Source organism: Rhodococcus aerolatus (genome assembly GCF_054783215.1).
Map to the genome: position 1 here is coordinate 1 of NZ_BAAGQZ010000043.1, position 22,558 is coordinate 22,558.

Below are 22,558 nucleotides of genomic sequence, written 5' to 3' on the forward strand. Positions count from 1 at the left end.
AGTTCAAGACCTACCGCGGGATGGGCTCGCTCGGCGCCATGGCCGGCCGCGGCGCCGCGGGGGCGACGCGCGGGCCTCGCGCTGCTCGGGCTCGGCGCGGTCGTTCTCGTCGGCGGCCTGCTCCGCGACCCGGACCGCGTCGAGCAGTCCCGCCGCCTGGCACCCCCCTCGGCGGGGCTGCCGCTGGGCGCCGACGCCGTGGGGCGCGACCTGTGGGCCCGGCTCGCGCACGGGGCCCTGCCCACCCTGGGCACCGCGGTGGACGTGAGCGCGGTGTGCCTCGGGATCGGACTGGCGGTCGGGGTGCTCGCCCGCACCGCGGCCGCCCCGGCCCCCGCGGTCGTCCTCGCCGTCACCCCGCCCGCCCTCGTCGGGGTGGTGGTGGCCGGCACCACGGGCCCGGGCGCCGGTGGGGCCGCGCTGGCGGTGGCCCTCGTGGCGTGGACCCCGCTGGCGGTGCACGCCCGCACCGCCGCAGCCACCGAGCGGGCGTCGGCGCACGTCGCCGCGGCCCGGTCGCTCGGCGCGGGCCCGGCCCACCTGCTGCGCCGCCACGTGCTGCCCGGGGTCCTCGGCCCGGTGCTCGCCCACGCCCTGGTGCGGCTGCCCGGGGTGGCGCTGGCGCTGGCCGCCCTCGGGTTCCTGGGCCTCGGCGCGCCGCCGCCGTCCCCGGAGTGGGGGGCGCTGCTGGCCGAGGGGGCGGCCTACGTCGAGCGGGCCCCCTGGGCGGTGGCCGTGCCCGCGGCCGGGCTGCTGTGGCTGGGCGCCGTCGCGGCCTGCGCCCCCGCGCTGCTCGCCCGCAGCAGCGCGAAGCCGCTCGCACCCGGGTACGGCGTCGCCCCGAACGCCCCGGTGAGGTCGTCGGTGACGACGAGCCCGGCCGCGGCGAGCGCGGCGCGCAGCTCCGGTCCGGCCATCCCATCCGGGAAGGGCAGCCCCGCCCGGGTGTAGCTCCGCGCGAAGCGGTCGGTGGCCACGGGGTCCGCGGCGTCCTCGGCGGACCACCGCGCGTCGCTGAGCAGCAGCGAGCCGCCGGGGCGCAGCCGGTGCGCCCACGCGTGCAGAGCCGCGGCGGGGTCGGGCAGGGTCCACAGCACGTTGCGGGCGCACAGGAGGTCGACCGCGGGCCCGGGCGGGGCGGTCGCGTCACCCCGGGACCACGTCACGTGCAGGCCCCGCTCGGCGGCGGTGCGGGCGGCGACGGCGAGCATCCCCGTCGAGGAGTCGACGCCGCGCACCCGGTGGCCCAGCGCGGCCAGCTCGAGGGCGAGGAAGCCGGTGCCGCAGCCGACGTCGAGCACGTCCAGCGGCGGGTCGGCCGGCAGCGCCGCGGCGAGCACCGCGTGCCACGCGGCCCGCGCGGGGTGCTGGCCCGGCTGGGCGTCGTAGGCGTGCGCGCCGGTGTCCGCGGCGCGGGTGTCCCAGTACGCGACGCGGTCGGCCGCTGCGGTGCTCACCGGCAACACCCAACCACTTGCAACACGGTCGCAGCAACGACCCTGGCGCAACAACGCCTCCCGAGACGCAGGTAGCGGGCTTCCTGCACCCGTGACGTGCCTCGGGCGAGCAGGAAGCCCGCTACGTGCGGGTAGGACGGGGTCGGGTCAGGCCTTGCTGATCTGGTCCCAACCCTCGACGGACTCGGGGCTGCGGGGCTCGGGGCCGACGTAGAGCGCGGCCGGGCGGACGAGCTTGCCCAGGCGCTTCTGCTCCAGGATGTGCGCGGCCCAGCCGGCGGTCCGCCCGGAGGTGAACATCGCCGGCATCATGTGCGTCGGCACCTGGGCGAAGTCCAGGATGACCGCGGCCCAGAACTCGACGTTGGTCTCGATGGGCCGGTCGGGGCGCCGCTCGCGCAGCTCGGCCAGCGCGGCCTGCTCCAGCGCCGCCGCGACCTCGTAGCGGGGGGCGCCGAGCTCCTTGCACTTGTCGCGCAGCACGCGGGCGCGGGGGTCCTCGGCCCGGTACACCCGGTGCCCGAAGCCCATGAGCTTCTCCTTGCGGTCGAGGATGCCCTTGACCAGCGCGCGGGGGTCCCCGGTCTCCTCGGACTCGGAGATCATGGGCAGCACACGGGCCGGCGCGCCACCGTGCAGCGGGCCGGACATGGCACCGATCGCCCCGGACATGGCGGCGGCCACGTCGGCGCCCGTGGAGGCGATGACCCGGGCGGTGAAGGTGGAGGCGTTCATGCCGTGCTCTGCGGCGGAGACCCAGTAGGCGTCGATGGCCTCGACGTGGCGGGGGTCCGGGTCGCCCTGCCAGCGGGTCATGAAGCGCTCGGTGATCGTGGTGCACTCGTCGATGCGCGACTGCGGCACCGCGGGCTGGTGGATGCCGCGGGCGGACTGGGCGACGTAGGACAGGGCCATCACGGACGCGCGGGCGAGCTGGTCGCGGGCCGTCTCGTCGTCGATGTCGAGCAGCGGCTGGTAGCCCCAGATCGGGGCGAGCATCGCCAGGCCCGCCTGCACGTCCACCCGGACGTTCCCGGTGTGGATGGGCAGCGGGAAGGGCTCGGCCGGGGGCAGCCCGGGGCCGAACTTGCCGTCGACCAGCAGCGCCCACACGTTGCCGAAGGTGATGCCGTTGCCGACGAGGTCGGTGATGTCGACGCCGCGGTACCGCAGCGCCCCGCCGTCCTTGTCGGGCTCCGCGATCTCGGTCGTGAAGGCGAGGACGCCCTCCAGGCCGGAGACGAAGTCGTCGGGGATCTTGCTGGAGGACGCGGCTGGTGAGCCGGCCTGCACTGGAGCCGCCATCGGGGGTGCTTCCTCCTCGTCGAGGCTGTTCGCGAGGGCGCTGGTCGCGCCGCGCGGCTGAGCGTATCCGGGCCAACCCTGCCCCCCGAGCCCGCGGGAGGCAACGTCGGGGCCGGTGGCGCCGGGTGCCGGGTCGGCCGGTCGGGTCCCGGGCGGCGGGCAGCGGTAGCGTCCGGCGGGTGGCAGACCCCAGCCCCGCGCGCGCGGACGGCGCCCCCGACCTCGCGGACATGCGCGTGGCCTACGAGCCCGGCTCCGTGGGGCTGGCCGAGCTGGTCGAGGAGACCCTCGCGCCGACGTGGCACGAGCAGCTGGGCCGGTGGCTCGCCGAGGCCACCGACGCCGGGGTCGTCGAGCCCAACGCGATGGTCCTGGCCACCGCCGACACCTCCGGGCGGGCGTCGAGCCGAACCGTGCTGTGCAAGGGCCTCGACGAGCGCGGCGTCGTCTTCTACTCCAACCACACCTCCGCCAAGGGCCACCAGCTGCGCGACACCCACTGGGCCAGCGCCACGTTCCCCTGGTACCCGCTGCAGCGCCAGGTCCACGTCCGCGGCGTCGCCGACCGCATCGGCGCCGAGGAGACCGAGCAGTACTGGCGCACCCGGCCGCGGGGCTCGCAGCTGGGCGCGTGGGCGTCGGTGCAGTCCGCGGTCGTCCCGGGCCGCAGGCAGCTCGAGGACGCCCTCGAGCTGGTGACGCGCCGCTACGCCGACGTCGAGCAGGTGCCCGTGCCGCCGCACTGGGGCGGCACCCGCATCCGGCCGCAGAGCGTCGAGTTCTGGCAGGGCAGGCAGAGCCGGCTGCACGACCGGCTCCGGTACCAGCTCGACGCGGCCACGCGGACCTGGTCCGTCGTCCGCCTGCAGCCCTGAGCACCGGGCCCCGGCGCGCCGCGCTGCGCGGGGCGTTCGCCGACACCACCCCGCTGCGCACCCCGGCCTTCCGCCGGCTGTGGCTCGGCGGGGTCGTCACCGTCGTCGGGGCGCAGCTGACCGTCGTCGCCGTCCCGCTGCAGGTCTTCCAGCTCACCGGGTCGTCGGCCTACGTCGGGCTGACGGGCCTGTTCGCCCTGGTGCCGCTGGTGGTGTTCGGGCTGTGGGGCGGCGCGCTGGCCGACGTGCTCGACCGCCGCACCCTGCTGCTGGTCAGCACCACGGGCATCGGGCTGACGTCGGTGGCGTTCTGGGTGCAGGCCGCGCTCGGCGTCGACAGCGTGTGGCTGGTGCTCGTGCTGCTGGCCGTGCAGCAGGCGTTCTTCGCCGTCAACCAGCCCACCCGCAGCGCCGTCATCCCGCGCCTGCTGCCCGGCGAGCAGCTCGCCGCCGCGAACGCGCTGAGCATGACCGTCTTCCAGGGCGGGGCCATCGTCGGGCCGCTGCTGGCCGGGGTGCTGCTGCCGTTCGTCGGGCTGGCCACCCTGTACCTGGTCGACGCGGTGCTGCTGCTGGCCACGCTGTGGGCGGTGCTGCGGCTGCCGGCGGTGCCCCCCGAGCGCTCGGGGCAGCGGGCCGGGCTGCGCTCCGTCCTCGAGGGCTTCCGCTACCTCGCCGGGCACCAGGTGCTGCTGGCCTCGTTCGTCGTCGACATCGTGGCCATGGTGGCGGGGATGCCGCGGGCGCTGTTCCCGCAGATGGCGATCGAGAGCTTCGGCGACCCGGGGGACGGCGGCACCGCGCTGGGCTTCCTCTACGCCGGCATCGGGCTCGGCGCGCTGGCCGGCGGCGTGTTCTCCGGCTGGCTGCCGCGGGTGGAGCGCCAGGGCCGGGCCGTGCTGCTGGCCATCACCGCCTGGGGCCTGGCCATGGTCGGCTTCGGCGTGGTCGCCGGGGTGGCCGACGGGCCGTCGTGGCCGCTGCTGCTGCTCGCGACGGCGTTCCTGGCCCTGGGCGGGGTCGCGGACATGGTCTCCGCGGTCTACCGCTCGACGATGCTGCAGCAGGCGGCGACCGACGAGGTCCGCGGTCGGCTGCAGGGGGTGTTCACGGTCGTCGTCGCCGGGGGCCCGCGGCTGGGCGACGTCACCCACGGGGTGGCGGCCGCGGCCGTCGGCACCACCGCGGCGGCGGCGGGCGGCGGGGTGCTCGTGGTGCTCGGCATGGTCGCCGCGGCGGTGCTGCTGCCCGCCTTCGCCCGCTACCGGGTCACCCGCCCGGCCTGAGCGGCCCGGTCCGGGCGCAGGGTCAGGCGGCGAGGAAGGCCGCGAGCGCCCCGAGGAGCAGCGCGAGCACCACCGGGGCGACGAGGCAGCCGAGCAGCACCACGGCCACCGTGCCGCCGCTGCCGCGGTCGGCCTCGGGCACCAGGGAGGGGTCCAGCACGGCCTGCCGCGGGTCGTGCGGGTGGTGGAAGACCCGCACCGGGGTCCCGGGGGTCGGCACGATCGTGCCGCGCCGCTCCGAGAGGAACGTGTGGGTGCCCCCGCGCGCGTCGCGGAACTCGACGAACGGCTGCCGCACCACCACCCCGTGGTGCTCCGAGCCGACGACGTGGGTCCGCTCGCTGCGACGATCCCCGGGGCGGGCACCCAGCCCTGCGGGACGACGAGCAGCGCCCGCTGGCGACGCTGCTGGCGCAGCGGGACGGCGCCGAGCAGGGCGAGGAGCCCGGCGAGGAGGAGCAGGACGAGGCCGAGGAGGACGAGCACGGGTGCAGCCTGCCCCGCCGGGGGCCGCAGCGTCCCGGCATCGCCGATCCCGGGGCTCACCCCCAGGCGGGCCGCCGCGCCACGATGCGCTGCAGCTCGGCGTGCATCGCGGCCTCCACCCGTCGGGCGAACGCGTCGTCGTCCTCGTCCGGGTCGGGGGTCACCGCGGGCAGCACGGTGCTCGTCATCCGGGCGGGCAGCGGCAGGTAGGGCAGCAGCCCGGCCACCCCGACGGTGAACCCCCAGGGCAGCGAGACCGTGACCGGCAGCGCCTTGACCCGGGCGAAGCGGTCCAGCCGCAGCGCGCGGGCGGTGCCCCGGCCGTCGGACAGGGCCAGCAGGGTGTCCCCGGCGCCCGCGGTGACGACGGGCAGCACGGGCACCCCCGCCTCCCGGGCGAGGGTGGCGAAGCCGTGCCTGCCGTGGAAGTCGACCTCGTTGCGCCGCGTCCACGGGCTCATCGCGTCGAGGTCGCCGCCGGGCAGCACCAGCACGTGGCTGCCCTCGGCGAAGGCCCGCTCGGCCGTGCCCGGGCCCGCCGGGCGCCCGCCGAAGGCCTCGACCAGCGGCCCGGCCCGCAGCGTCCACGCCAGCTGGTGGACCAGCGCGACGACGGGCCGGTCGAGCCCCCAGTCGTCCAGCGCGGCGGCGATCGCCAGCAGGTTGAGGTCGACGATGCCGCCGAAGCCGTGGTTGGCGACCACCAGCACCGGGCCGGTGGCGGGCTCGGCGCGCACCTCGACCTGCAGCCGGTGGTAGACCCGCACGTACTGCGTGCCCGCGCGGCGCAGGGCGGCCCGCAGGCCCATCACCGGCCCCCCGCGGGGCGCAGCGCGGCCAGCTCGTACCGGCGGGCCAGCACGCGGTCGCGCAGCGCGGCGGGGGCGAGGCGGCCGAACGCGGACAGCGACCGGCCGCCCCGGGCCAGCGGCACGGTCCGCCGCGGTCGCGCCGCCAGGACCACGTCGACGGCGGCCCGCGCGACGTCCTCGACCGGGGTGGCCCCGTGCTGCGAGGCCTGCGCCCGGCGCGCGACGGCCCCGGCCACGGCCGCGTAGCGCGACTCCCCGGACGGGGCCGCGACGGTCGCCGCCGCCCGGTCGCCGAAGCGGGAGGTGACGTGCCCGGGCCGCAGGGTGATCACCGCGACCCCGAGCGGGGCCAGCTCGAGCCGCAGCACGTCGGAGAGCGACGTCAGCGCCGCCTTGCTCGCGCAGTACGCCCCCGCGAACGGCGTGGCCAGGTCACCGGAGACGCTGGAGACGTTCACGACGCGGCCGTCGCCGTGGGCCACCAGGTCGTCGAGCAGGGCCTGGACCAGGGCCAGCGGGGCGACGGTGTTCACCTCCAGCTGGCGGCGCAGGGCGTCGGGGTCCAGCTCGGCCAGGGGGCCCATCTGCCCGTGGCCGGCGTTGTTCACCAGCACCCGGGCCCGGACGCCGTCGGCGGCCAGCCGCGTGACCAGGCCCGCGACCGCGGCGGCGTCGGTGACGTCGAGCGGCTGGGTCCGCAGGCCCCGCCCGCGCAGCTCGGCCAGCGCCGCGGTGTCGCGGCCGGTGGCGTAGACGAGCTGCCCACGCCGGTGGAGCTCGAGCGCGACGGCCCGGCCGATGCCGGACGTGGCCCCGGTGACGATGACGGCGTCCTCGCGTCGCACGGCGTCAGGCTGCCACGAGCCGGACGGGCAGCGTGGCCCAGGCCCGGATCAGGTTGTTCACCGCGCGGGTGGGCTCGCCCGCGGGCTCGAGGTGCGCCACGTGGCGCAGCAGGGCCCGCAGCACCGCGGCCACCTCGAGCCGGGCCAGGCCCTGCCCGGCGCAGCCGTGGGTGCCGCTGCCCATGCCGACGTGGGAGGTGGCGTCGCGGGTGACGTCGAAGGTGTCCGCGCCCGGGCCCCAGTGCCGCTCGTCGCGGTTGGCCGACGCGTAGGAGACGAGCACCCGCTCCTGCGCCCGCACCGGGGCCCCGGCGAGCTCGGTGTCGGTGACGGCGACCCGGGTGAAGCCGCTGATGGGTGACTCCAGGCGCACCACCTCGTCCACGGCGCGGGGCACCAGGTCGGGGTCGGCCCGCAGCCGGGCCCACTGCTCGGGGTGGGTCGCGAGCAGGGCGACGGCGCTGCCGATGGCGCTGATCGTGGTGTCCAGCGACGGGCCCAGGTAGTCGAGCAGCAGCATGGGGCACCGCTCGGGGGGCAGCTCCCCGGCGGCCGCGCGGCGCAGCACGTCCGCGCCGACGCTGCCGGCGGCGAGGTCGCCCGCCTCGCTGACGCGGTGGGTGAACTGCTGCAGGGCGTCGACGTGGCCGAGGGCGCCGACGGCGCGCTCGTTGGGCGGGCCCATGACGTCGAACAGCGCCCCGGCCCAGTCGAGCAGGGACTCCCGGCCCGCCTCGGGCCAGCCGACGAGGTCGGGCACCACGGCCAGCGGCAGCGCGCGGGCGAGGTCGGCGACGCCGTCGACGACCACCCCGGACCCGTCGCCCCGGTCGAGCAGGCCGCGCACCAGCGCGTCGGCCCGCTCCTCGATGCCGGCGCGCAGCGGGCGCAGCCGCTTCGGCGTCAGCGCGCCCGCGACCACGCCCCGGTAGAAGGCGTGGTCCTCGCCGTCCATGTGCAGCACCGACTGCCCGGCGGCGACGGCGTTGGACATCCCGTTGAGGCAGACGCCCTGCCCGGAGACGAACACCTCGGGATGGGCCAGGACGTGACGCACCTCGGCGTAGCGGGGGACGACGAGGAGGTCGGTCGCGTCGAGGTGCACCACGGGGCCGAGGTCGCGCAGCGCCCGGTAGTGCTCGTGGGGCTCGCGCAGGGCCGCGTCCTCCCACAGGTCGGGGGCGTACCGCGGGCGCTGCGGCGCGGCGGCCGGCGCGCTCACGACGCCACCAGGCGCAGCGCCGCCACGGGGCACGCCGCGACGGCCGTGCCGGCCGCGGCCTCCTCGCCGGCGTCGAGCTCGCCGTCGCGCAGGACCTGCAGCTCGCCGTCGTCGTCGAGGGCGAACAGCCCCGGCGCGACGGCCTCGCACTGGCCGTGGCCCTCGCAGGCGTCCAGGTCGGCGTCGATCCTCATCGTGGCTCCTCGGTGGGGGACGGCACCCGGGTCGCGGGGGCGCCCGGCGTGGTGCGGTGGGGGACGGGGGTGGGACGGACGCGCCGGGTCAGCCCGCCGCTGCCCGCCGCGGTCCGCGCCTGGGCCGCGACGACGTGGTCGGGCCGCAGCAGCACGGCCCGGACCCGGGCGCGGCGCAGCCAGTCGGCGAGGGGTGCCGACCCGTCCGGGGCCCGCAGCGCCGCGGCGTCGAGCCGGCGCACGCCCGGCGTGGTCGGCCCCGGCGCGGGCGACCCGCGGCGCAGCACCCGCCACCCGTCGCCGAGCACGTCGTCGAGCCGCACGGCGCGCCCGTCGGAGAGCACGGTGGGTTGCGGGCACGCCGGCAGGACCAGCCCGCCGGGCAGCCCGACGCGCGCCACCAGCGGGCCAGCGGGCAGCCGCGGCGACACCGTCGCCAGCGCCGCGGTGCTCGCCCCCGGCACCGGGCACGCCGCGTGCACCAGCACCCGCCGGGCCGCCGCCGCCCGGTCCTGACCGCCGGTCAGCGCCCAGCCCACGGCGACGGCGGTGCGCACCACCGCGGTGGCGTGGTGGCGGCGCTCGGCGACGTAGCTGTCGAGCAGCTCGTCGGCCCGGGCCGGCTCGGCCAGGGCGGCCGGCAGCTTCCAGCCGAGGTCGCGGGCGTCGCGCAGGCCCGCGCCCAGGCCCTGCCCGACGAACGGTGGGGTCTGGTGGGCGGCGTCCCCGGCCAGCAGCACCCGGCCGCGCCGCCACTGCCGGGCCACCCGGGCGCGGAAGGTGTACGTCGCCCGGCGGACGAGCTGCAGGCGGGCGGGGTCGAGCCCGCCGGTCCACGGGGCCAGCAGCGCGTGGAGCCGCTCCGGGCGGCACAGCGCGTCGGCGTCCTCCCCGTCGGCCAGCTGCAGCTCCCAGCGGTAGCGGTCGCCGACGACGTGCATCACCGTGGCCGCCCGGCGGGGGTCGCAGACCTGGTGCACCCCGCCCCACATCGGCAGCGGCTCGGGGCTGCGGACGTCGACCACCAGCCAGCGCTCGGCGAAGTGCAGGTCGCGCAGGCCCAGCCCCAGCCGCTCGCGGGTGGCGCTGCCGGCGCCGTCGCACGCCACCACGGCGGCCGCGGGCAGCCGGGCGGTGCGGCCCGCGGCGTCGGTGTGCACCACGACGGGGGCCTCGGGCGGGCCGACGTCGGTGACGGTGCAGCCCCGGCGCAGGTCCACCAGCGGCTCGGCGGCGACGGCCCCGAGCAGCAGCGCCTCGAGGTCGGGCTGGTCGAACATGGAGGCCTGCGGCCAGCCGTGCTCGCCGAGCAGGTGGTCGCGGTCGAGCTGGGCGAGGGTCCGCAGCCGCGCGTCGAGCAGCCGCATACCGGGCATGGGCCGGCTCACCGCGGTGAAGCCGTCGGCCACCCCCACCTGCTGCAGGATGCGCAGCACCTCGTCGTCGAGGTGCACCGCGCGGGGCAGCGGGTACGGAGCGGGGTGCTGCTCGAGCACGACGGTGGGCACCCCGCGGCGGGCGAGCAGCAGGGCCGTGGTGGTGCCGACGGGGCCCGCGCCGACCACGACGACCGGGTCGGTCACCGCGCGTGGCGCACGGGGGTGCGCTGGGTCCCGAGGTCCAGCGAACCGTCGTCGGTCGCGATGGACGCCTCGATGACGTCACCGTCGGCGAGGTAGCGGGGGTTGCGGGCCTGCCGGCGGAAGAAGGTCGCCCACTTGCGGGCGGGCGGCAGCAGCGTCCCGACGGCCTCGACGATCTTCGGCGGCGCCGTCAGCGCGGTGCCGCCGGGCGTCCCGGTGAGCACCAGGTCGCCCGGGTCCAGGCGCTGGAACCGGGCCAGCACCCGCAGCGCCTCGACGGGGCGGACGATCATGTCCTCGGCGAGGCTGTCCTGCCGCACCTCGCCGTTGACGCGCAGCCGCAGCCGCAGCGCGGGCAGCCGGTCGAGCTCGCCCGGCTCGAGCAGCAGCAGCCGGGGGCCGACGGGGGTGAACGTCGGGTAGGACTTGCCCTCGTAGAACTGCGTCTTGGGCAGCTGGACGTCCCGGGCGGAGACGTCGTCGGTGACGACGAGCCCGGCGACGACCTCCCCGGGCGTCGCGTCGGTGACGTCGGCCCCCACCTCCAGCGTGCGGCCGACGACGAGGCCGATCTCCACCTCGTGGTCCAGCAGCCTGACGTGGGCGGGCCGGACGACCTCGTCGTGGGGCCCGCAGATCGACCCGGAGGTCTTGCGGAAGAACGACGGTGGGACGGCGTCGGGGTCCATGCCCGAGTCCCGGGCGTGGGAGCGGTAGTTCACCATCTGCGCGACCACCCGGCAGGGGGCCGTGACGGGGGAGAGCAGGGCGAGCTCGTCGACCGGGGTGCCCGGGCCGTCCGCCCCGGCCGCGGCGGCGACGGCGTCGCGGTCGGCGAGCAGCGCGGCGGTGGTGGCCGCGTCGGTGGCCACGCGGTGCGCGGCGCCGTCGTGCTCCACCCACCACCCCTCGGCGGAGCGCAGCACGGCGGTGCTCACGACGCGGCCACCCGGAGCAGGCCGAGCAGGCGGGCAGGGGTCATCTCGTTGTCCTCCCGGAGGGCGGTCAGGACCTCGCGCACGCGCGCGGGTGTCGGGGTCGAGCCGAGGAAGTCGCGGGTGACGGGTGGGCCCCACTGGCTGAGGCCGCTGGCCGTCATGGCCGTCCAGCCGGCCTCGACGGAGCTGTCGAAGACATCGCCGTCGGCGAAGTGCTCGACGAGCAGGTCGTCGGGGTCGCGCCAGTAGTCGAAGAGCTGGCTGCCCTGCACGTGCCGGCCGATGCCCCAGGTGTGGTGGTAGCCGCGGTCGGCCAGCCACGCCCCGCCGGTGGCGACGGCGTCGAGGTCGGCCACCTGGTAGGCGGAGTGGACGTAGCCGGTGCGGGTGCCCAGCGTCATCGCGACCGTGTGGTGGTCGGCGGGCACGCCGCCGCGGTCGCAGCGCAGGAACGCCATGGCGGGGCCGCGCCGCCGGGCCCGGGGGTGGAACAGGTAGTCGCTGGCGATCAGCCCGAACATCCGCTGGTACCAGTCGAGCGTCGCGGTGAACCGGGTGCTCTGCAGCACGACGTGGCCCAGCGCGAGCACCTCCGACGGGGCCCGGGACGGGCGCTGCACCGCGTTGGTGCGGGGGGTGGCGGCGGCGGTGTTGACCACCAGCGGGGCCCGGGTGGGCCGGGCGGGCAGGTCCGCCACGCCGTGGACCACCCGCACCGCGGACCCGTCGGGGGCGGTCAGGTCGACCACCGCGCCGCCCTCGGGGCCCGGCAGCGCCCGGACCGGGCTGCCCGCGTCCCGGGACAGCCGGTCCAGGTCGGACCGGTCGTCGACCGCGAGCACCGTGGCCGTCAGCCCGGCTGCGTCACCGCGGCGCACCAGCAGGCACGGCGGCCCGGCCGCGGCCCCGCGCAGCACCAGCTCGTCGGGGCTGCGGCGCACCACGCCGAGGCCGAAGTCGCGGGCGAAGCGCTCGGTGCGGTCGAGGTCGCGGGTGGCCAGCTCGAGGCGGGAGAGCCCGGCGACCTTGACGACCGGGTCGGGGTGGCGGTCGGCGCGCTCGCCGCGGAGCCGTCCCGCCTCGGCGTGCAGGTCCTCGTGCGCGGTCACCGGTGTCGTCATCGACGCCCTCCCTCGGAAAGTGATGACAGCATCACTTCTGGTCGTTCGATCGTCAAGTCATGACTGATGGTGCGATCAGCGCCGGGGTACGGTCGGGCGCGTGAGCGCACCTGTCGTGGCCGAGGACGGCGCCGGCGTCAGCCGGACCGAGCGGCGCAAGGCCCGCACCCGCTCGGCCCTCGTGGCCGCCGCCGCCGAGCTGCTCGCCGAGGGCGCCTCGACCGACGCCGTGTCCATCCGGGAGATCACCGACCGCGCCGACGTCGGGTTCGGCACCTTCTACAACTACTTCGACGCCAAGACCGACCTGTTCGCCGCGGCGGCGGCCGAGGCGCTCGACGAGCAGGCCGACCGGCTCGTCGACCGCACCGCGCACCTCGATGACCCCGCCGAGGTGTTCGCCACGCGGCTGCGGCTGCTCGTCGGGCTGGTCGACACCCACCCGCAGGTCGCGCGCATCCTGCTGCGCTCGGGCAGCGACCACCTGCTGCGCACCTCCGGGCACGCGCCGCGCGCGCTGCACGACCTCACGGCGGCCGCCCGGGCCGGCCGGCTCACCGTCGACGACCCCGCCGCCGCGCTCGCCGCCACGGGGGGTGCGGTGCTCGGGGTGGTCCAGCTCCTCGTGGCCGACGCCGGGCGCGACGTCGCCGCCACCGCCACGGGGCTGGCCGCCGGGCTGCTGCGGATGTTCGGCCTGGGCGACGCCGAGGCCGCCGAGGTCGCCTCCCGCCCGCTGCCCACCGAGGTGCGGCGATGAGCACCGTGGTGGTGGTCGGCGCGTCCGTGGGTGGGGTCAGGACGGCGCAGGCGTTGCGCAGCAGCGGGTTCGACGGCCGGGTGGTGCTCGTCGGCCGCGAGGAGCACCTGCCCTACGACAAGCCGCCGCTGAGCAAGCAGTACCTGGCCGGGACGGTCGACGAGTCCCGGCTGGCCCTCGTCACCGCCGAGGCCGCGGACGAGGCGGGCATCGAGCTGCGCCTCGGCGTGGCCGCCGCCCGGCTCGACCTGCCCGGTCGCCGGCTGGTGCTGGCCGACGGCGACGAGCTCGGCTGGGACCACGTCGTGCTGGCCACGGGGGCCGACGCGCGGCCCTCGCCGTGGGACGTGCCGGGGGTGCACGTGCTGCGCACGCTGGACGACAGCCGCGCGCTGCGGGACGCGCTGGCTGGGCCGGGGCCCGTCGTGGTCGTCGGCGGCGGGTTCATCGGCGCCGAGGTCGCCGCCACCGCCCGCGCGGCCGGGCACGACGTCACGGTCGTCGACCCGCTGGCCACCCCGATCGGGCGCGTCCTCGGCGACCGCGTCGGCGCCGTGCTGACCGGGCTGCACCACCGCCACGGCACCACCACCCGCTTCGGCGTCGGCGTCGAGCGCGTGGAGGGGGAGGCCGGCGACCTGCGGGTGGTGCTCGCCGACGGCGACGTGCTGCGCGCCGGGGTCGTCGTGGTCGGCATCGGGGCGGTGCCCAACGACGGCTGGCTGACGGGCTCCGGGCTGCGGGTGGACGACGGGGTCGTCTGCGACGAGGTGGGCCGGGCGCTGCGCGAGGACGGCTCGGTGGCTGACGGGGTGCACGCCGTCGGCGACGTCGCCCGGTGGACCACCGCCACCGGTCCCCGCCGGGTCGAGCACTGGACCGGGGCGGTGGAGCAGGCGACCACGGTGGCCCGCACCATCACCGACCCGGACGCCGAGGTGGTGCACCGCGGCACCGGCTACGTCTGGAGCGACCAGTACGACCAGACCGTGCAGGTGGTGGGCCGCACCGGGGGCGAGCCCACCGCCGTGGTCGGGGACCTCGACGCCGGGCCGGTGCGGGCCGCCGCGGTGTGGTCCGACGCCGACGGCGCGCTGACCGGGCTGGCCGCCATCAGCTGGCCCAAGGCGCTGGTCACCGGTCGCCGGGCGCTGGCCACCGGCGGGTCGGCGGCCGACACCGTCGCCGCGCTGCAGGCCCTGCCCGTCCCCGCACCCCGCGGCTGACGGGTCAGAACACCACCGGAACAGCACCGACGAAGGGGTTCCAGAACACGAACCCGTGCTGGAAGACCGAGGCCCGTCCGATGAGGACGTCGAGCTCGTCGGTGGTGGGGTAGCCCAGCCGGCTGGTCTCCGCGCCGAGGGCCCGGTACCGGGTCGCGATGGCACCGAGCACGGCGTGGGCACCGGTGGCGGGGGAGAAGTAGACGTCCCCGTTCCGGAAGTGGGTGACCTTTCCACCCACCGCGTCCTGCTCGCCGCTGGTGGGGGCGCCGAGGGGGCCGTCGCAGCCGCCGAGCTGGCGGAACTTCTCCCCGATCAGGCCGATCACGCCGTCGCACGAGGGCGCCGGGGAGTCCACCGCGAGGACCGCGGTCGACCGTCCCGTGACGGGGTCGGGCTCGGTGCTCCCGGCGACGAAGGTGGTCCCGGTGGCGGGGTCGACCTCCACCGCCCCCCCGCTCGGGGTGGTGGGTGGTGCCAGGACCTCGCGCGTGACCTGCCCCGTGGCGGGGTCGACGGTGGCGATCGTGCTCGGCCCGCCGTCGAACCGGATGGTGCGGACACCGTGCAGCAGCCCCGTCGTGGGGTCGGCGGCGGCGCCGACGAGGAGGGGCACCGGGCGCAGCGTCTGCACGACCTCGCGGGTCGTGATGTCGACCGTGGTCAGCGTGCGGACGGCACCGCTCTCGGGTGGTTGCGGGGTGAAGAGGTACCCGGCGTAGGACACGACGTGGGCGCGGTGCCGGGCGGTGTCGATGGCCACCGACGCGACGAGGTTCGTGCCGGGCGGGGGGTCGAGCCGCCCGACGACGGTCAGGCTGTCGGTGTCGACGAGCAGCACGTCGGGGAGGGACCGAAAGATGTCGGCCACGACGACGACGGCCGTCCGGGCCTCGGGGTCGAGGTCGACGGTGACGAATCCTGCTCCGAGCCCCAGCCGACCTGTCTCGGTGAGCGTGGTGGTGTCGACCGCCAGCAGGACCTGCTCGGGTGACCCCACGCCGACCAGGACCGTGCGGTGCACCGGGTCCACGGCGATCGACGCGGGGACGGCGTAACGGTCCAGTCCCAGCCCCGTTGACCGGGTCGACCCGGTGTCCGGGTCGAGCTCGACGAGACCGGGTCCGGGACCGGGGTCGTCCACGCCGCGGCTGAGCCGGGCGAGGTACACGCGGTGGGTGTCGGGGTCCACCGCGAGGTCGCCGGCTGCGAAGTCGAGCGGGATCGTCCGGCGGACGCGGTCCAGGTCGGTGTCGACGACGGCGAGCTCGTCGCCCCGGGGACTCGACTGGACGACGTAGAGCGAGCGCCGGGAGACGTCGACCGCCGTGAACCGGGTCGTCGTCGCGTCCAGCGCGATCGTCGACGACGGTGCGGGCGGGGGCGCCGCGGCCGCCTGCGCGGTCGCGCCCGCGCCGAGCACGGTCAGCACCGCGGTGAGCGTCAGCACGAGCACCGGGTGTGCACCCCTGTGGCGGTGCCGTCGGCGGGTGTGGCTCATCAGGTGTCCCCCCTGTGGTCGGTGCGGCGCCGACCCCTCGACGGCGCCGCGGAAGCATCGTGCGGCCGAGGGATCGGAATGTCAAACTTCGCATCCGAAATGCGCCAGACGACTCTCGGTCGTCGGGTTCCCCCTAGGGTCGAGGGATGAGCGCCCCCACCGCCCGCCCAGCCCGGGCTCCGCGCGGCCGTCCGCGGGCGATCCCGGACGAGGAGCTGCGCGACCGCATGTTCACCGCGGCCGAGCAGATGCTGGAGGCGGCCGGCGGGTTCACGCTGTCCACCGAGAACGTCCAGCTCGAGGCGGTGATGCGGCGAGCCGACGTCTCCCGCAGCGCGGTCTACCGGGTGTGGCCGAGCAAGGAGGACTTCGCCTTCGAGCTGCTCACCGCGTTCGCCTCCAACGGCGCGGGCGGGCTGCAGCCCTTCGACCCCAGCGGCCGGGAGGAGGCCGCGCAGCTCGTCCGGGACCACCCCGACCAGCTCGGCTCCGTCGAGGGCCGCCGCGAGCTGCTCGTCGAGGCCGTGCGCGTCGTCGCGTCGCGGACCTTCCGCACCATCATCGAGACCCGCCGGTGGCGGCGGTACCCGGCGCTGACCATCGCCGCCGACGGCCTGGACGAGGAGCGCGCCGAGCACGTCCTGGCCACCATGCGGGCGACGGAGGCCGAGCTGCACCGTCCGCTGACCGAGTTCTACGCCGCCATGTTCGAGCTGCTCGACCTCGAGCCGCGCCCGCCCTTCACCGCCGCCACCGCCGCGGACGCGCTCACCCGGCTGACCAACGCGCTCTTCGAGGGCCTGGCCATGCAGCACACCGTCGACGCCACGGTCGGCGACACCACCTACGAGGGCGGGTGGACGCTGCCCGCCCTGGGCTTCCTGGCCGCCGTCGACGGGGTGACCCGGCCGCGCACCTGAGCCACGCGCCGCCGCGCCGCGCGTGCGACGATCCGCGCGTGAGCCAGGACCCGAGCCCCGAGCACGAGATCACCGCCGGACCGGTGCGCGCGGTGGTCCGCGCCACGGGGGCCGCGCTGCGGCTGCTCGAGGTCGACGGCCTCCCGCTGACCGAGTCCTACCCGCCGGACACCAAGCCGCCCATGGCCTGCGGGGTGGGCCTGGTGCCCTGGCCCAACCGCACCGGGGACGGCCGGTTCGACTTCGGCGGCGCCACCCACCAGCTCGAGCTCACCGAGCCGAGCAAGCACAACGCGAGCCACGGCCTGCTGCGCCACGTCGAGTACGCGCTGGTCTCGCACACCGGCTCCGCGGTCGAGCAGGCCGCCCACATCACCGGGGACGACCCGGGCTGGCCGTGGCCGCTGCACGTGCTCGTCCGCCACGAGGTGGTCCCCGGCGGGATCGACGTCACCACCACGGTCACCAACACCGGCACCGAGCCGGCCCCGCTCGGCGTCGGCTTCCACCCCTACCTTCGGGTGGGTGACCTCACCGTGGACGACGTCAGCCTCGAGACCACCGCCACCCACCAGCTGCCGCTGGATCCGGAGCGCTCGCTGCCCTCGGGCCCGGTGCGGCCGGTCGCCGGGACGGCGCTGGACTTCTCGGGTGGCCGGTCCCTGGCCGGGGCCGAGCTCGACGACGCCCTGACGGGGCTCACCCCCGACCCCGACGGGCTGGTCCGCCACCGGGTCCGGGGGCCCGACGGGTCCGGGGTGTGCCTGTGGGCCGACCCGGCCTTCGGCTGGGTGCAGGTGTTCATCACCGACGTCGACGGGGAGAAGTCGTTCCCGGGCCGCGGCCGGGCGCTGGCCGTAGAGCCGATGACGTGCCCGCCGGACGCGCTGCGCTCGGGGACCGACGTCATCACCGTCGCGCCCGGGGAGACCTGGAGCGCCGGCTGGGGGATCGCCGCGCTCTGAGCGGGTGGGCCGAAGCGGCCCGGTGGGGCAGCCCGGTCCTCTAGCGTCGCCCGGGTGATCAGCGTCCGGGACCTCACCAAGGTCTACGACGGCCGCACCGTGGTCGACCACGTCGGGTTCGACCTCGTGCCGGGCACCGTCACCGCGTTCCTCGGGCCCAACGGGGCGGGCAAGTCGACGACGTTGCGGGCCATCTGCGGGCTGACCCTGCCGACGTCCGGCTCGGCGACCGTGGCCGGTCGCCGCTACACCGAGTGGCCCAACCCGGCTCACGTCGTCGGTGTCTGCCTCGACGCCTCGGCGGTGCACCCCGCGCGCAGCGGCCGCACCCACCTGCGTCAGCTGGCCGGGCTGTCCGGGGTGCCCCGCCGCCGCGTCGACGAGCTGCTGGAGCGGCTGGGCCTCGCCGCCGCCGCCACCCGCCGGATCGGTGCCTACTCGCTCGGCATGCGCCAGCGGCTGGGGCTGGCCGCGGCCCTCCTGGCGGACCCCCCGGTGCTGGTGCTGGACGAGCCGATCAACGGCCTCGACCCCGACGGCATCCGGGAGGTCCGCACCCTGCTGCGCGGCCACGCCTCCCGCGGCGGCACCGTCCTGCTCTCCAGCCACGTGCTCGCCGAGGTCGACCAGACGGCGGACCGGGTGCTGGTCATCGGCACCGGCCGGGTGCTGGCCGACGGCCCGCTCGGTGCGCTGACGCGGTCGGGGTCGAGCCGGGTGCGGGCCCGCGACCCCCGCGGGCTCGTCAGCGTCCTGGCGCGGGCGGGCATCCCCTGGCGCGACGGGGGCGACGGGTCGCTCGTGGTCGCGGCGGGGGTCGAGCAGGTGTCCGACGTCGCCTTCGCCGCCGGCGTGCAGCTGGTCGGCCTCGCCCCCGAGCAGCTGGGCCTGGAGGAGCTGTTCTTCCGGCTGACGCGCGGCGGTGGGGCACCGTGAACCCGGCCCCGCCCTGGGTGGCGCCCGCGCAGCGGCGCGCGCCGTTCCTCCGCCTCGTCCGCGTCGAGCTGGCCAAGGCGGTGGGCACCCGGTCGGACAAGATCCTGGTCGCGCTCGGCCTGCCCCTCGCCGCGGGCCTCGTCGTGCTGATCAGCCAGCAGACCGACTCCGTGGTCAGCGGGTTCGCGCAGCTGCAGGTGCTGCTGGTGACCCTGCCGCTCGGGCAGGTCCTCGTCATGTCCTCGGTCGTCAAGCTGGTGTCCGGGGAGTGGCACCACCGCAGCGTGCAGCCGACGCTCCTGGCCCAGCCCTCCCGGGGGCGCTTCCTGGCCGCCCAGACCGTGGTCGTCGCGCTGCTGCTGGTGCTGGTCACCGTGGTGCAGGTGGCGGCGGCGCTCGTGGTCCAGCAGCAGCTGGTGCGCCGCCTGCACGCCCAGGACGTGGTGGCAGCCCGCCCGGGCTGGGCCGCGGGCGTCGTCGTCGTCGCGGCCGCCACCTCGGCACTGCTCGTCCTCGCCGTGGCCCTGCTGCTGCCCAGCACGCCGACCGCGCTCACCGTCTACCTGACGGCCGCCATCGTGCTGCTCGTCCTGCGCACCGGGTTCTCCGCCGTCGACCAGTGGTTCGACCCGTACGGGGTGGCGCTGTGGTGGTCGGGCGACCCGGCGCTGGGGTCCCCGCTGCCCTCGGTGCTCGCGCTGCTGCTCCTGCTGATCGCCCTGGTGGCGGGGGTACGGGCGGTGCGCCGGCGCGACGCCGCGTGAGGGTCAGCCGATGCTGCTGCCGCCGCCCGGGTCCAGCTCGGTCAGCAGGGTGGTCAGCGTCCGCTCGCCGTCGGCGCACAGCACCTGCGACTGCTCGTGGCTCAGGGTCTGCGTGCCGCGGCTCGAGACGGTGAGGGTGGCCGCGAGCGGGGCGCCCAGGTCGACCGCCAGCACGCACGCGCCGCGGGCGGCCGGATCGACCAGCGCGACGGCCCAGTACCGGTCGAGCAGCACCTCCCGGCGGCTGCCCGAGATCCCGGAGTACAGCTCGCGCAGCCGGCCGTTCCAGAAGCTCGTGAACCCCCGGCGGTCGAGCCGGAAGGTCGCGTTGTTCCCGTCCCGGGTCTGCCCGAAGCACCCGTCGGAGGTGTACGGAAGGAACGCCTGCAGCGCCTCGCACACCGCGTCCGGGCTCAGCCGCACCTGCTGGTCGGTGCGGAAGCCGGGTTGGTCCAGCGACACCCGGGAGGCGTCGAGCCGGGCCGCCTGCCCGGGCGGGGCCTGGGGCACCGGTGCGGCGCACCCCGCGCAGGCCAGCACGGCCACCGCGACGGCCCACCTCCTGCGCACGCCCCACCCCACCACAGCCGGCGGGCGCCCGTCCCCGGAACCGGGGCAGCTCCCGGCAGGATGGTCGGGTGCCGACGACGCGGAGCCGGGTGGTGGTGTGCGGCGAGGCGCTGGTCGACCTCGTCCCGTCGGGGGACCTGCTCGACCCCCGGCTCGGCGGCGGCCCGCTCAACGTGGCCGTCGCGCTGGGACGGCTCGGCGCGACCACCAGCTTCTGCTCCCGCGTCTCCACCGACGCCTTCGGCGAGCGGGTGCTGGCCCGTCTCGCCGAGTCCGAGGTGGACACCGCCCTGGTGGCCCGCGGCCCCGAGCCCACCACCCTCGCCGTCGTCGCGCTGGGCCCCGACGGCTCGGCCGGCTACTCCTTCTACGTCGACGGCACCGCCGACCGGCTGCTCACCGAGGTGCCCGCGCTGCCCGACGACACCGCGGTGGCCAGCTTCGGCACCCTCTCCCTCGTCCTCGAGCCGGGGGCGAGCGCCTACGCCGCCGCGCTGCACCGGGCGCACGACGCGGGCGTGACCACCGTGCTGGACCCCAACGTCCGGGCGCAGCTGGTACCCGACGCGGACGCCTACCGGGCCCGCTACCGGTCGTGGCTGCCCGCCGTCGACGTCCTCAAGGTCTCCGACGACGACCTGGCCTGGCTGGGCGGCACCCCGACCGACGCGCTGGCCGCCGGGGTCGGGGCGGTGGTGCTGACCCGCGGCGGGGACGGCCTGGTGGTCCACACGGCCGCGGGCGAGGTGGGCGTGCCCGCGCCCCCGGTGACCGTGGCCGACACCATCGGCGCCGGGGACACCGTGCACGCCGTGCTGTGCGAGCAGCTCGCGGCCCGGGGGGTGCGCCGCCGCGCGGACCTCCTCGCCTGGGACGAGCCGACGTGGACGGCCGTGCTCGAGCGCGCGGCCCGGGCGGCCGCGGTCACCGTCGCCCGCCCGGGGGCCGACGTGCCCTGGGCGCACGAGCTCGGCTGAGCGGGGCCTGCCGCACTCCCCGCCACGGGGCCGCCGCGCCGACTAGCGTGGGCGGCGAAGGTGACGACCGTGTCGACGAGCCGAGAGGTGCCAGCGTGACGGAGAGCCCGAGCGAGGACCAGAAGACCGCCACCCTCACCTACCCCGGTGGCGAGCACCAGATGTCGATCACCCGGGCGACGGAGGGCAACGACGGCATCGCCCTGGGCAAGCTGCTCGGCGAGACGGGGCTGACCACGCTCGACTCGGGCTTCGTCAACACCGCGTCGTGCTCCTCTGCCATCACCTACATCGACGGTGAGGCCGGCATCCTGCGCTACCGCGGCTACCCGATCGACCAGCTCGCCGAGCACTCGTCGTTCCTCGAGGTCAGCCACCTGCTCATCCACGGCGAGCTGCCCAGCGCGAGCGAGCTCGACACGTTCACCGACCGCATCCGCCGCCACACCCTGCTGCACGAGGACCTCAAGCGGTTCTTCGACGGCTTCCCCCGCGACGCGCACCCCATGCCGGTGCTGAGCTCCGCGGTGAGCGCGCTGTCGACCTTCTACCAGGACTCGCTGGACCCCTTCGACGACGACCAGGTCGAGCTCTCCACCGTCCGGCTGCTGGCCAAGCTGCCCACCATCGCGGCCTACGCCTACAAGAAGTCCGTCGGCCAGCCGTTCCTCTACCCGGACAACTCGCTGACGCTGACCGAGAACTTCCTGCGCATGACGTTCGGCTTCCCGGCCGAGCCCTACGACCTCGACCCCGAGCTCGTCCGGGTGCTCGACATGCTGCTGATCCTGCACGCCGACCACGAGCAGAACTGCTCCACCTCGACGGTGCGCATGGTCGGCTCGTCCAACGCCAACCTCTTCGCCAGCGTCTCGGCCGGCATCAACGCGCTGTTCGGGCCGCTGCACGGCGGCGCCAACTCGGCGGTGCTGGACATGCTCGAGGGCATCCGGGACAGCGGCGGGGACGTCGACGCGTTCGTCACCAAGGTCAAGAACAAGGAGCCCGGGGTCAAGCTCATGGGCTTCGGGCACCGCGTCTACAAGAGCTACGACCCGCGGGCCAAGATCGTCTCCGAGGCCGCCAGCAGCGTGCTGGAGAAGCTCGGCGGGGACGACAGCCTGCTGCAGATCGCGCAGAACCTCGAGCAGATCGCGCTCACCGACGACTACTTCATCGAGCGCAAGCTCTACCCCAACGTCGACTTCTACACCGGCCTGATCTACCGGGCCATGGGGTTCCCGACGCGGATGTTCACCGTGCTGTTCGCCATGGGCCGGCTGCCCGGGTGGATCGCGCACTGGCGGGAGATGATCGAGGACCCGCAGACCAAGATCGGCCGGCCCCGGCAGGTCTACACCGGCGCCACCGAGCGCGCCTACGTCCCCCTGGAGAACCGTTGAGCAGCGCGCAGTCCAAGCCCGAGGTCGACTTCCAGGGCGGCGAGCCCCCCGCCGAGCTGGTGAGCCGTGACCTCACCGTCGGCGACGGGGACGAGGCGAAGCCCGGTGACAAGGTCGAGGTGCACTACGTCGGCGTCGAGTACGACACCGGGGAGCAGTTCGACGCGTCGTGGGACCGCGGTGAGTCGATCACCTTCCCGCTGCGCGGCCTCATCGCCGGCTGGCAGGAGGGCATCCCGGGGATGAAGGTCGGCGGCCGCCGCGAGCTGACCATCCCGCCGCACCTGGCCTACGGCCCCGCCGGGTCGGGTCACCGCCTGGGCGGCAAGACGCTGGTGTTCGTCATCGACCTGCTGGCCGTCGGCTAGGACCGTCCCCGCGACGGGCGCACGTCCCGGTGTCGGTGGGCGGC

At 76.4% G+C, this 22,558-nt stretch carries 23 protein-coding genes and 1 pseudogene; 12 read left to right on the forward strand and 12 right to left on the reverse strand.

Annotated features, from left to right (window positions below):
• Positions 1-381 precede the first annotated feature (381 nt).
• On the forward strand, positions 382-951 hold the full coding sequence (locus tag ACYVOF_RS15230) for an ABC transporter permease subunit (RefSeq protein ID WP_460868042.1): 570 nt from the start codon (positions 382-384) through the stop codon (positions 949-951).
• On the opposite strand, the pseudogene ACYVOF_RS15235 reads toward ACYVOF_RS15230, so the two are convergent.
• A pseudogene (locus ACYVOF_RS15235) lies at positions 927-1,466 on the reverse strand (class I SAM-dependent methyltransferase); the annotation flags it as partial. The gene ACYVOF_RS15230 and the pseudogene ACYVOF_RS15235 sit on opposite strands and share 25 nt — an antisense overlap.
• A gap of 138 nt (positions 1,467-1,604) precedes the next feature.
• Positions 1,605-2,762: a citrate synthase 2 gene (locus ACYVOF_RS15240; RefSeq protein WP_460867915.1), complete on the reverse strand. Its 1,158-nt coding sequence runs from the start codon at positions 2,760-2,762 to the stop codon at positions 1,605-1,607.
• Positions 2,763-2,992: 230 nt separating this feature from the next.
• Between ACYVOF_RS15240 and pdxH the strand changes: the two genes are divergently transcribed.
• Complete coding sequence (pdxH, locus tag ACYVOF_RS15245) at positions 2,993-3,637, forward strand: pyridoxamine 5'-phosphate oxidase (protein ID WP_460868044.1); 645 nt, start codon at positions 2,993-2,995, stop codon at positions 3,635-3,637.
• A gap of 23 nt (positions 3,638-3,660) precedes the next feature.
• Positions 3,661-4,923: an MFS transporter gene (locus tag ACYVOF_RS15250; protein ID WP_460868046.1), complete on the forward strand. Its 1,263-nt coding sequence runs from the start codon at positions 3,661-3,663 to the stop codon at positions 4,921-4,923.
• Positions 4,924-4,945: 22 nt separating this feature from the next.
• Here ACYVOF_RS15250 and ACYVOF_RS15255 read toward each other — a convergent pair whose 3' ends face one another.
• The 8 genes from ACYVOF_RS15255 to ACYVOF_RS15290 all read right to left on the reverse strand — a co-directional run bounded on the left by ACYVOF_RS15255 (position 4,946) and on the right by ACYVOF_RS15290 (position 12,124).
• Positions 4,946-5,293: a DUF3592 domain-containing protein gene (locus ACYVOF_RS15255; protein ID WP_460868048.1), complete on the reverse strand. Its 348-nt coding sequence runs from the start codon at positions 5,291-5,293 to the stop codon at positions 4,946-4,948.
• 172 nt (positions 5,294-5,465) lie between these two features.
• Positions 5,466-6,218, reverse strand: coding sequence for a 1-acyl-sn-glycerol-3-phosphate acyltransferase (locus tag ACYVOF_RS15260; protein ID WP_460868050.1), 753 nt, complete (start codon positions 6,216-6,218; stop codon positions 5,466-5,468).
• The gene (locus tag ACYVOF_RS15265; protein WP_460867916.1) at positions 6,218-7,066 is read right to left on the reverse strand and encodes an SDR family oxidoreductase; all 849 of its coding nucleotides are present in this window, start codon (positions 7,064-7,066) and stop codon (positions 6,218-6,220) included. The genes ACYVOF_RS15260 and ACYVOF_RS15265 overlap by 1 nt, the downstream gene beginning before the upstream one ends.
• Positions 7,067-7,070: 4 nt before the next feature.
• On the reverse strand, positions 7,071-8,288 hold the full coding sequence (locus tag ACYVOF_RS15270; RefSeq protein ID WP_460867918.1) for a cytochrome P450: 1,218 nt from the start codon (positions 8,286-8,288) through the stop codon (positions 7,071-7,073).
• Entirely contained in the window at positions 8,285-8,482 is a 198-nt protein-coding gene (locus ACYVOF_RS15275) for a ferredoxin (protein ID WP_460867920.1), read from the reverse strand. Before ACYVOF_RS15275 ends, ACYVOF_RS15270 begins: the two co-directional genes overlap by 4 nt.
• Positions 8,479-10,065, reverse strand: coding sequence for a bifunctional 3-(3-hydroxy-phenyl)propionate/3-hydroxycinnamic acid hydroxylase (locus tag ACYVOF_RS15280; protein WP_460867922.1), 1,587 nt, complete (start codon positions 10,063-10,065; stop codon positions 8,479-8,481). Before ACYVOF_RS15280 ends, ACYVOF_RS15275 begins: the two co-directional genes overlap by 4 nt.
• Entirely contained in the window at positions 10,062-11,003 is a 942-nt protein-coding gene (locus tag ACYVOF_RS15285) for a fumarylacetoacetate hydrolase family protein (RefSeq protein WP_460867923.1), read from the reverse strand. Before ACYVOF_RS15285 ends, ACYVOF_RS15280 begins: the two co-directional genes overlap by 4 nt.
• Positions 11,000-12,124, reverse strand: a complete 1,125-nt coding sequence (locus ACYVOF_RS15290) for a VOC family protein (protein WP_460867924.1) — start codon at positions 12,122-12,124, stop codon at positions 11,000-11,002. Before ACYVOF_RS15290 ends, ACYVOF_RS15285 begins: the two co-directional genes overlap by 4 nt.
• Positions 12,125-12,224: 100 nt before the next feature.
• Here ACYVOF_RS15290 and ACYVOF_RS15295 point away from each other — a divergent pair, with 100 nt between their 5' ends.
• Entirely contained in the window at positions 12,225-12,884 is a 660-nt protein-coding gene (locus ACYVOF_RS15295; RefSeq protein ID WP_460867926.1) for a TetR/AcrR family transcriptional regulator, read from the forward strand.
• Entirely contained in the window at positions 12,881-14,110 is a 1,230-nt protein-coding gene (locus ACYVOF_RS15300) for an NAD(P)/FAD-dependent oxidoreductase (protein ID WP_460867927.1), read from the forward strand. Before ACYVOF_RS15295 ends, ACYVOF_RS15300 begins: the two co-directional genes overlap by 4 nt.
• A 4-nt stretch (positions 14,111-14,114) precedes the next feature.
• On the opposite strand, the gene ACYVOF_RS15305 is transcribed toward ACYVOF_RS15300, so the two are convergent.
• The gene (locus ACYVOF_RS15305) at positions 14,115-15,566 is read right to left on the reverse strand and encodes a hypothetical protein (protein ID WP_460867929.1); all 1,452 of its coding nucleotides are present in this window, start codon (positions 15,564-15,566) and stop codon (positions 14,115-14,117) included.
• Between the two features lie 191 nt (positions 15,567-15,757).
• Here ACYVOF_RS15305 and ACYVOF_RS15310 point away from each other — a divergent pair, with 191 nt between their 5' ends.
• The 4 genes from ACYVOF_RS15310 to ACYVOF_RS15325 are packed head-to-tail and all read left to right on the forward strand — an operon-like array spanning position 15,758 to position 19,196.
• Positions 15,758-16,531, forward strand: coding sequence for a TetR/AcrR family transcriptional regulator (locus ACYVOF_RS15310; RefSeq protein WP_460867931.1), 774 nt, complete (start codon positions 15,758-15,760; stop codon positions 16,529-16,531).
• 38 nt (positions 16,532-16,569) lie between these two features.
• Positions 16,570-17,496 carry an aldose 1-epimerase family protein gene (locus ACYVOF_RS15315; protein WP_460867933.1) on the forward strand — a complete coding sequence of 309 codons (927 nt, stop codon included), beginning with the start codon at positions 16,570-16,572 and terminating at the stop codon, positions 17,494-17,496.
• Positions 17,497-17,550: 54 nt separating this feature from the next.
• Positions 17,551-18,432 (forward strand): ABC transporter ATP-binding protein, encoded by an 882-nt coding sequence (locus ACYVOF_RS15320; RefSeq protein ID WP_460867935.1) that lies wholly within the window; start codon positions 17,551-17,553, stop codon positions 18,430-18,432.
• Complete coding sequence (locus ACYVOF_RS15325) at positions 18,429-19,196, forward strand: hypothetical protein (RefSeq protein WP_460867937.1); 768 nt, start codon at positions 18,429-18,431, stop codon at positions 19,194-19,196. Before ACYVOF_RS15320 ends, ACYVOF_RS15325 begins: the two co-directional genes overlap by 4 nt.
• 3 nt (positions 19,197-19,199) lie before the next feature.
• Here ACYVOF_RS15325 and ACYVOF_RS15330 read toward each other — a convergent pair whose 3' ends face one another.
• Entirely contained in the window at positions 19,200-19,766 is a 567-nt protein-coding gene (locus tag ACYVOF_RS15330; RefSeq protein WP_460867939.1) for a hypothetical protein, read from the reverse strand.
• Positions 19,767-19,834: 68 nt separating this feature from the next.
• Here ACYVOF_RS15330 and ACYVOF_RS15335 point away from each other — a divergent pair, with 68 nt between their 5' ends.
• From ACYVOF_RS15335 to ACYVOF_RS15345, 3 genes are all read left to right on the forward strand, one after another.
• Complete coding sequence (locus ACYVOF_RS15335) at positions 19,835-20,743, forward strand: carbohydrate kinase family protein (protein ID WP_460867941.1); 909 nt, start codon at positions 19,835-19,837, stop codon at positions 20,741-20,743.
• 161 nt (positions 20,744-20,904) lie between these two features.
• On the forward strand, positions 20,905-22,146 hold the full coding sequence (locus ACYVOF_RS15340) for a citrate synthase (RefSeq protein ID WP_460868052.1): 1,242 nt from the start codon (positions 20,905-20,907) through the stop codon (positions 22,144-22,146).
• A complete protein-coding gene (locus ACYVOF_RS15345) occupies positions 22,143-22,514 on the forward strand; it encodes an FKBP-type peptidyl-prolyl cis-trans isomerase (RefSeq protein ID WP_460867943.1) in 372 nt (123 codons plus the stop codon). The genes ACYVOF_RS15340 and ACYVOF_RS15345 overlap by 4 nt, the downstream gene beginning before the upstream one ends.
• The last annotated feature ends 44 nt before the right edge of the window (positions 22,515-22,558 follow it).

What these genes read in the sequence shown, in the direction of transcription:
- ACYVOF_RS15290 (WP_460867924.1), bottom strand. Translation starts at nt 12,124, where the DNA reads ATGACGACACCGGTGACCGCGCACGAGGACCTGCACGCCGAGGCGGGA.
- ACYVOF_RS15300 (WP_460867927.1), top strand. Translation starts at nt 12,881, where the DNA reads ATGAGCACCGTGGTGGTGGTCGGCGCGTCCGTGGGTGGGGTCAGGACG.
- ACYVOF_RS15340 (WP_460868052.1), top strand. Translation starts at nt 20,905, where the DNA reads ATGTCGATCACCCGGGCGACGGAGGGCAACGACGGCATCGCCCTGGGC.
- ACYVOF_RS15275 (WP_460867920.1), bottom strand. Translation starts at nt 8,482, where the DNA reads ATGAGGATCGACGCCGACCTGGACGCCTGCGAGGGCCACGGCCAGTGC.
- pdxH (WP_460868044.1), top strand. Translation starts at nt 2,993, where the DNA reads ATGCGCGTGGCCTACGAGCCCGGCTCCGTGGGGCTGGCCGAGCTGGTC.
- ACYVOF_RS15310 (WP_460867931.1), top strand. Translation starts at nt 15,758, where the DNA reads ATGAGCGCCCCCACCGCCCGCCCAGCCCGGGCTCCGCGCGGCCGTCCG.
- ACYVOF_RS15260 (WP_460868050.1), bottom strand. Translation starts at nt 6,218, where the DNA reads ATGGGCCTGCGGGCCGCCCTGCGCCGCGCGGGCACGCAGTACGTGCGG.
- ACYVOF_RS15240 (WP_460867915.1), bottom strand. Translation starts at nt 2,762, where the DNA reads ATGGCGGCTCCAGTGCAGGCCGGCTCACCAGCCGCGTCCTCCAGCAAG.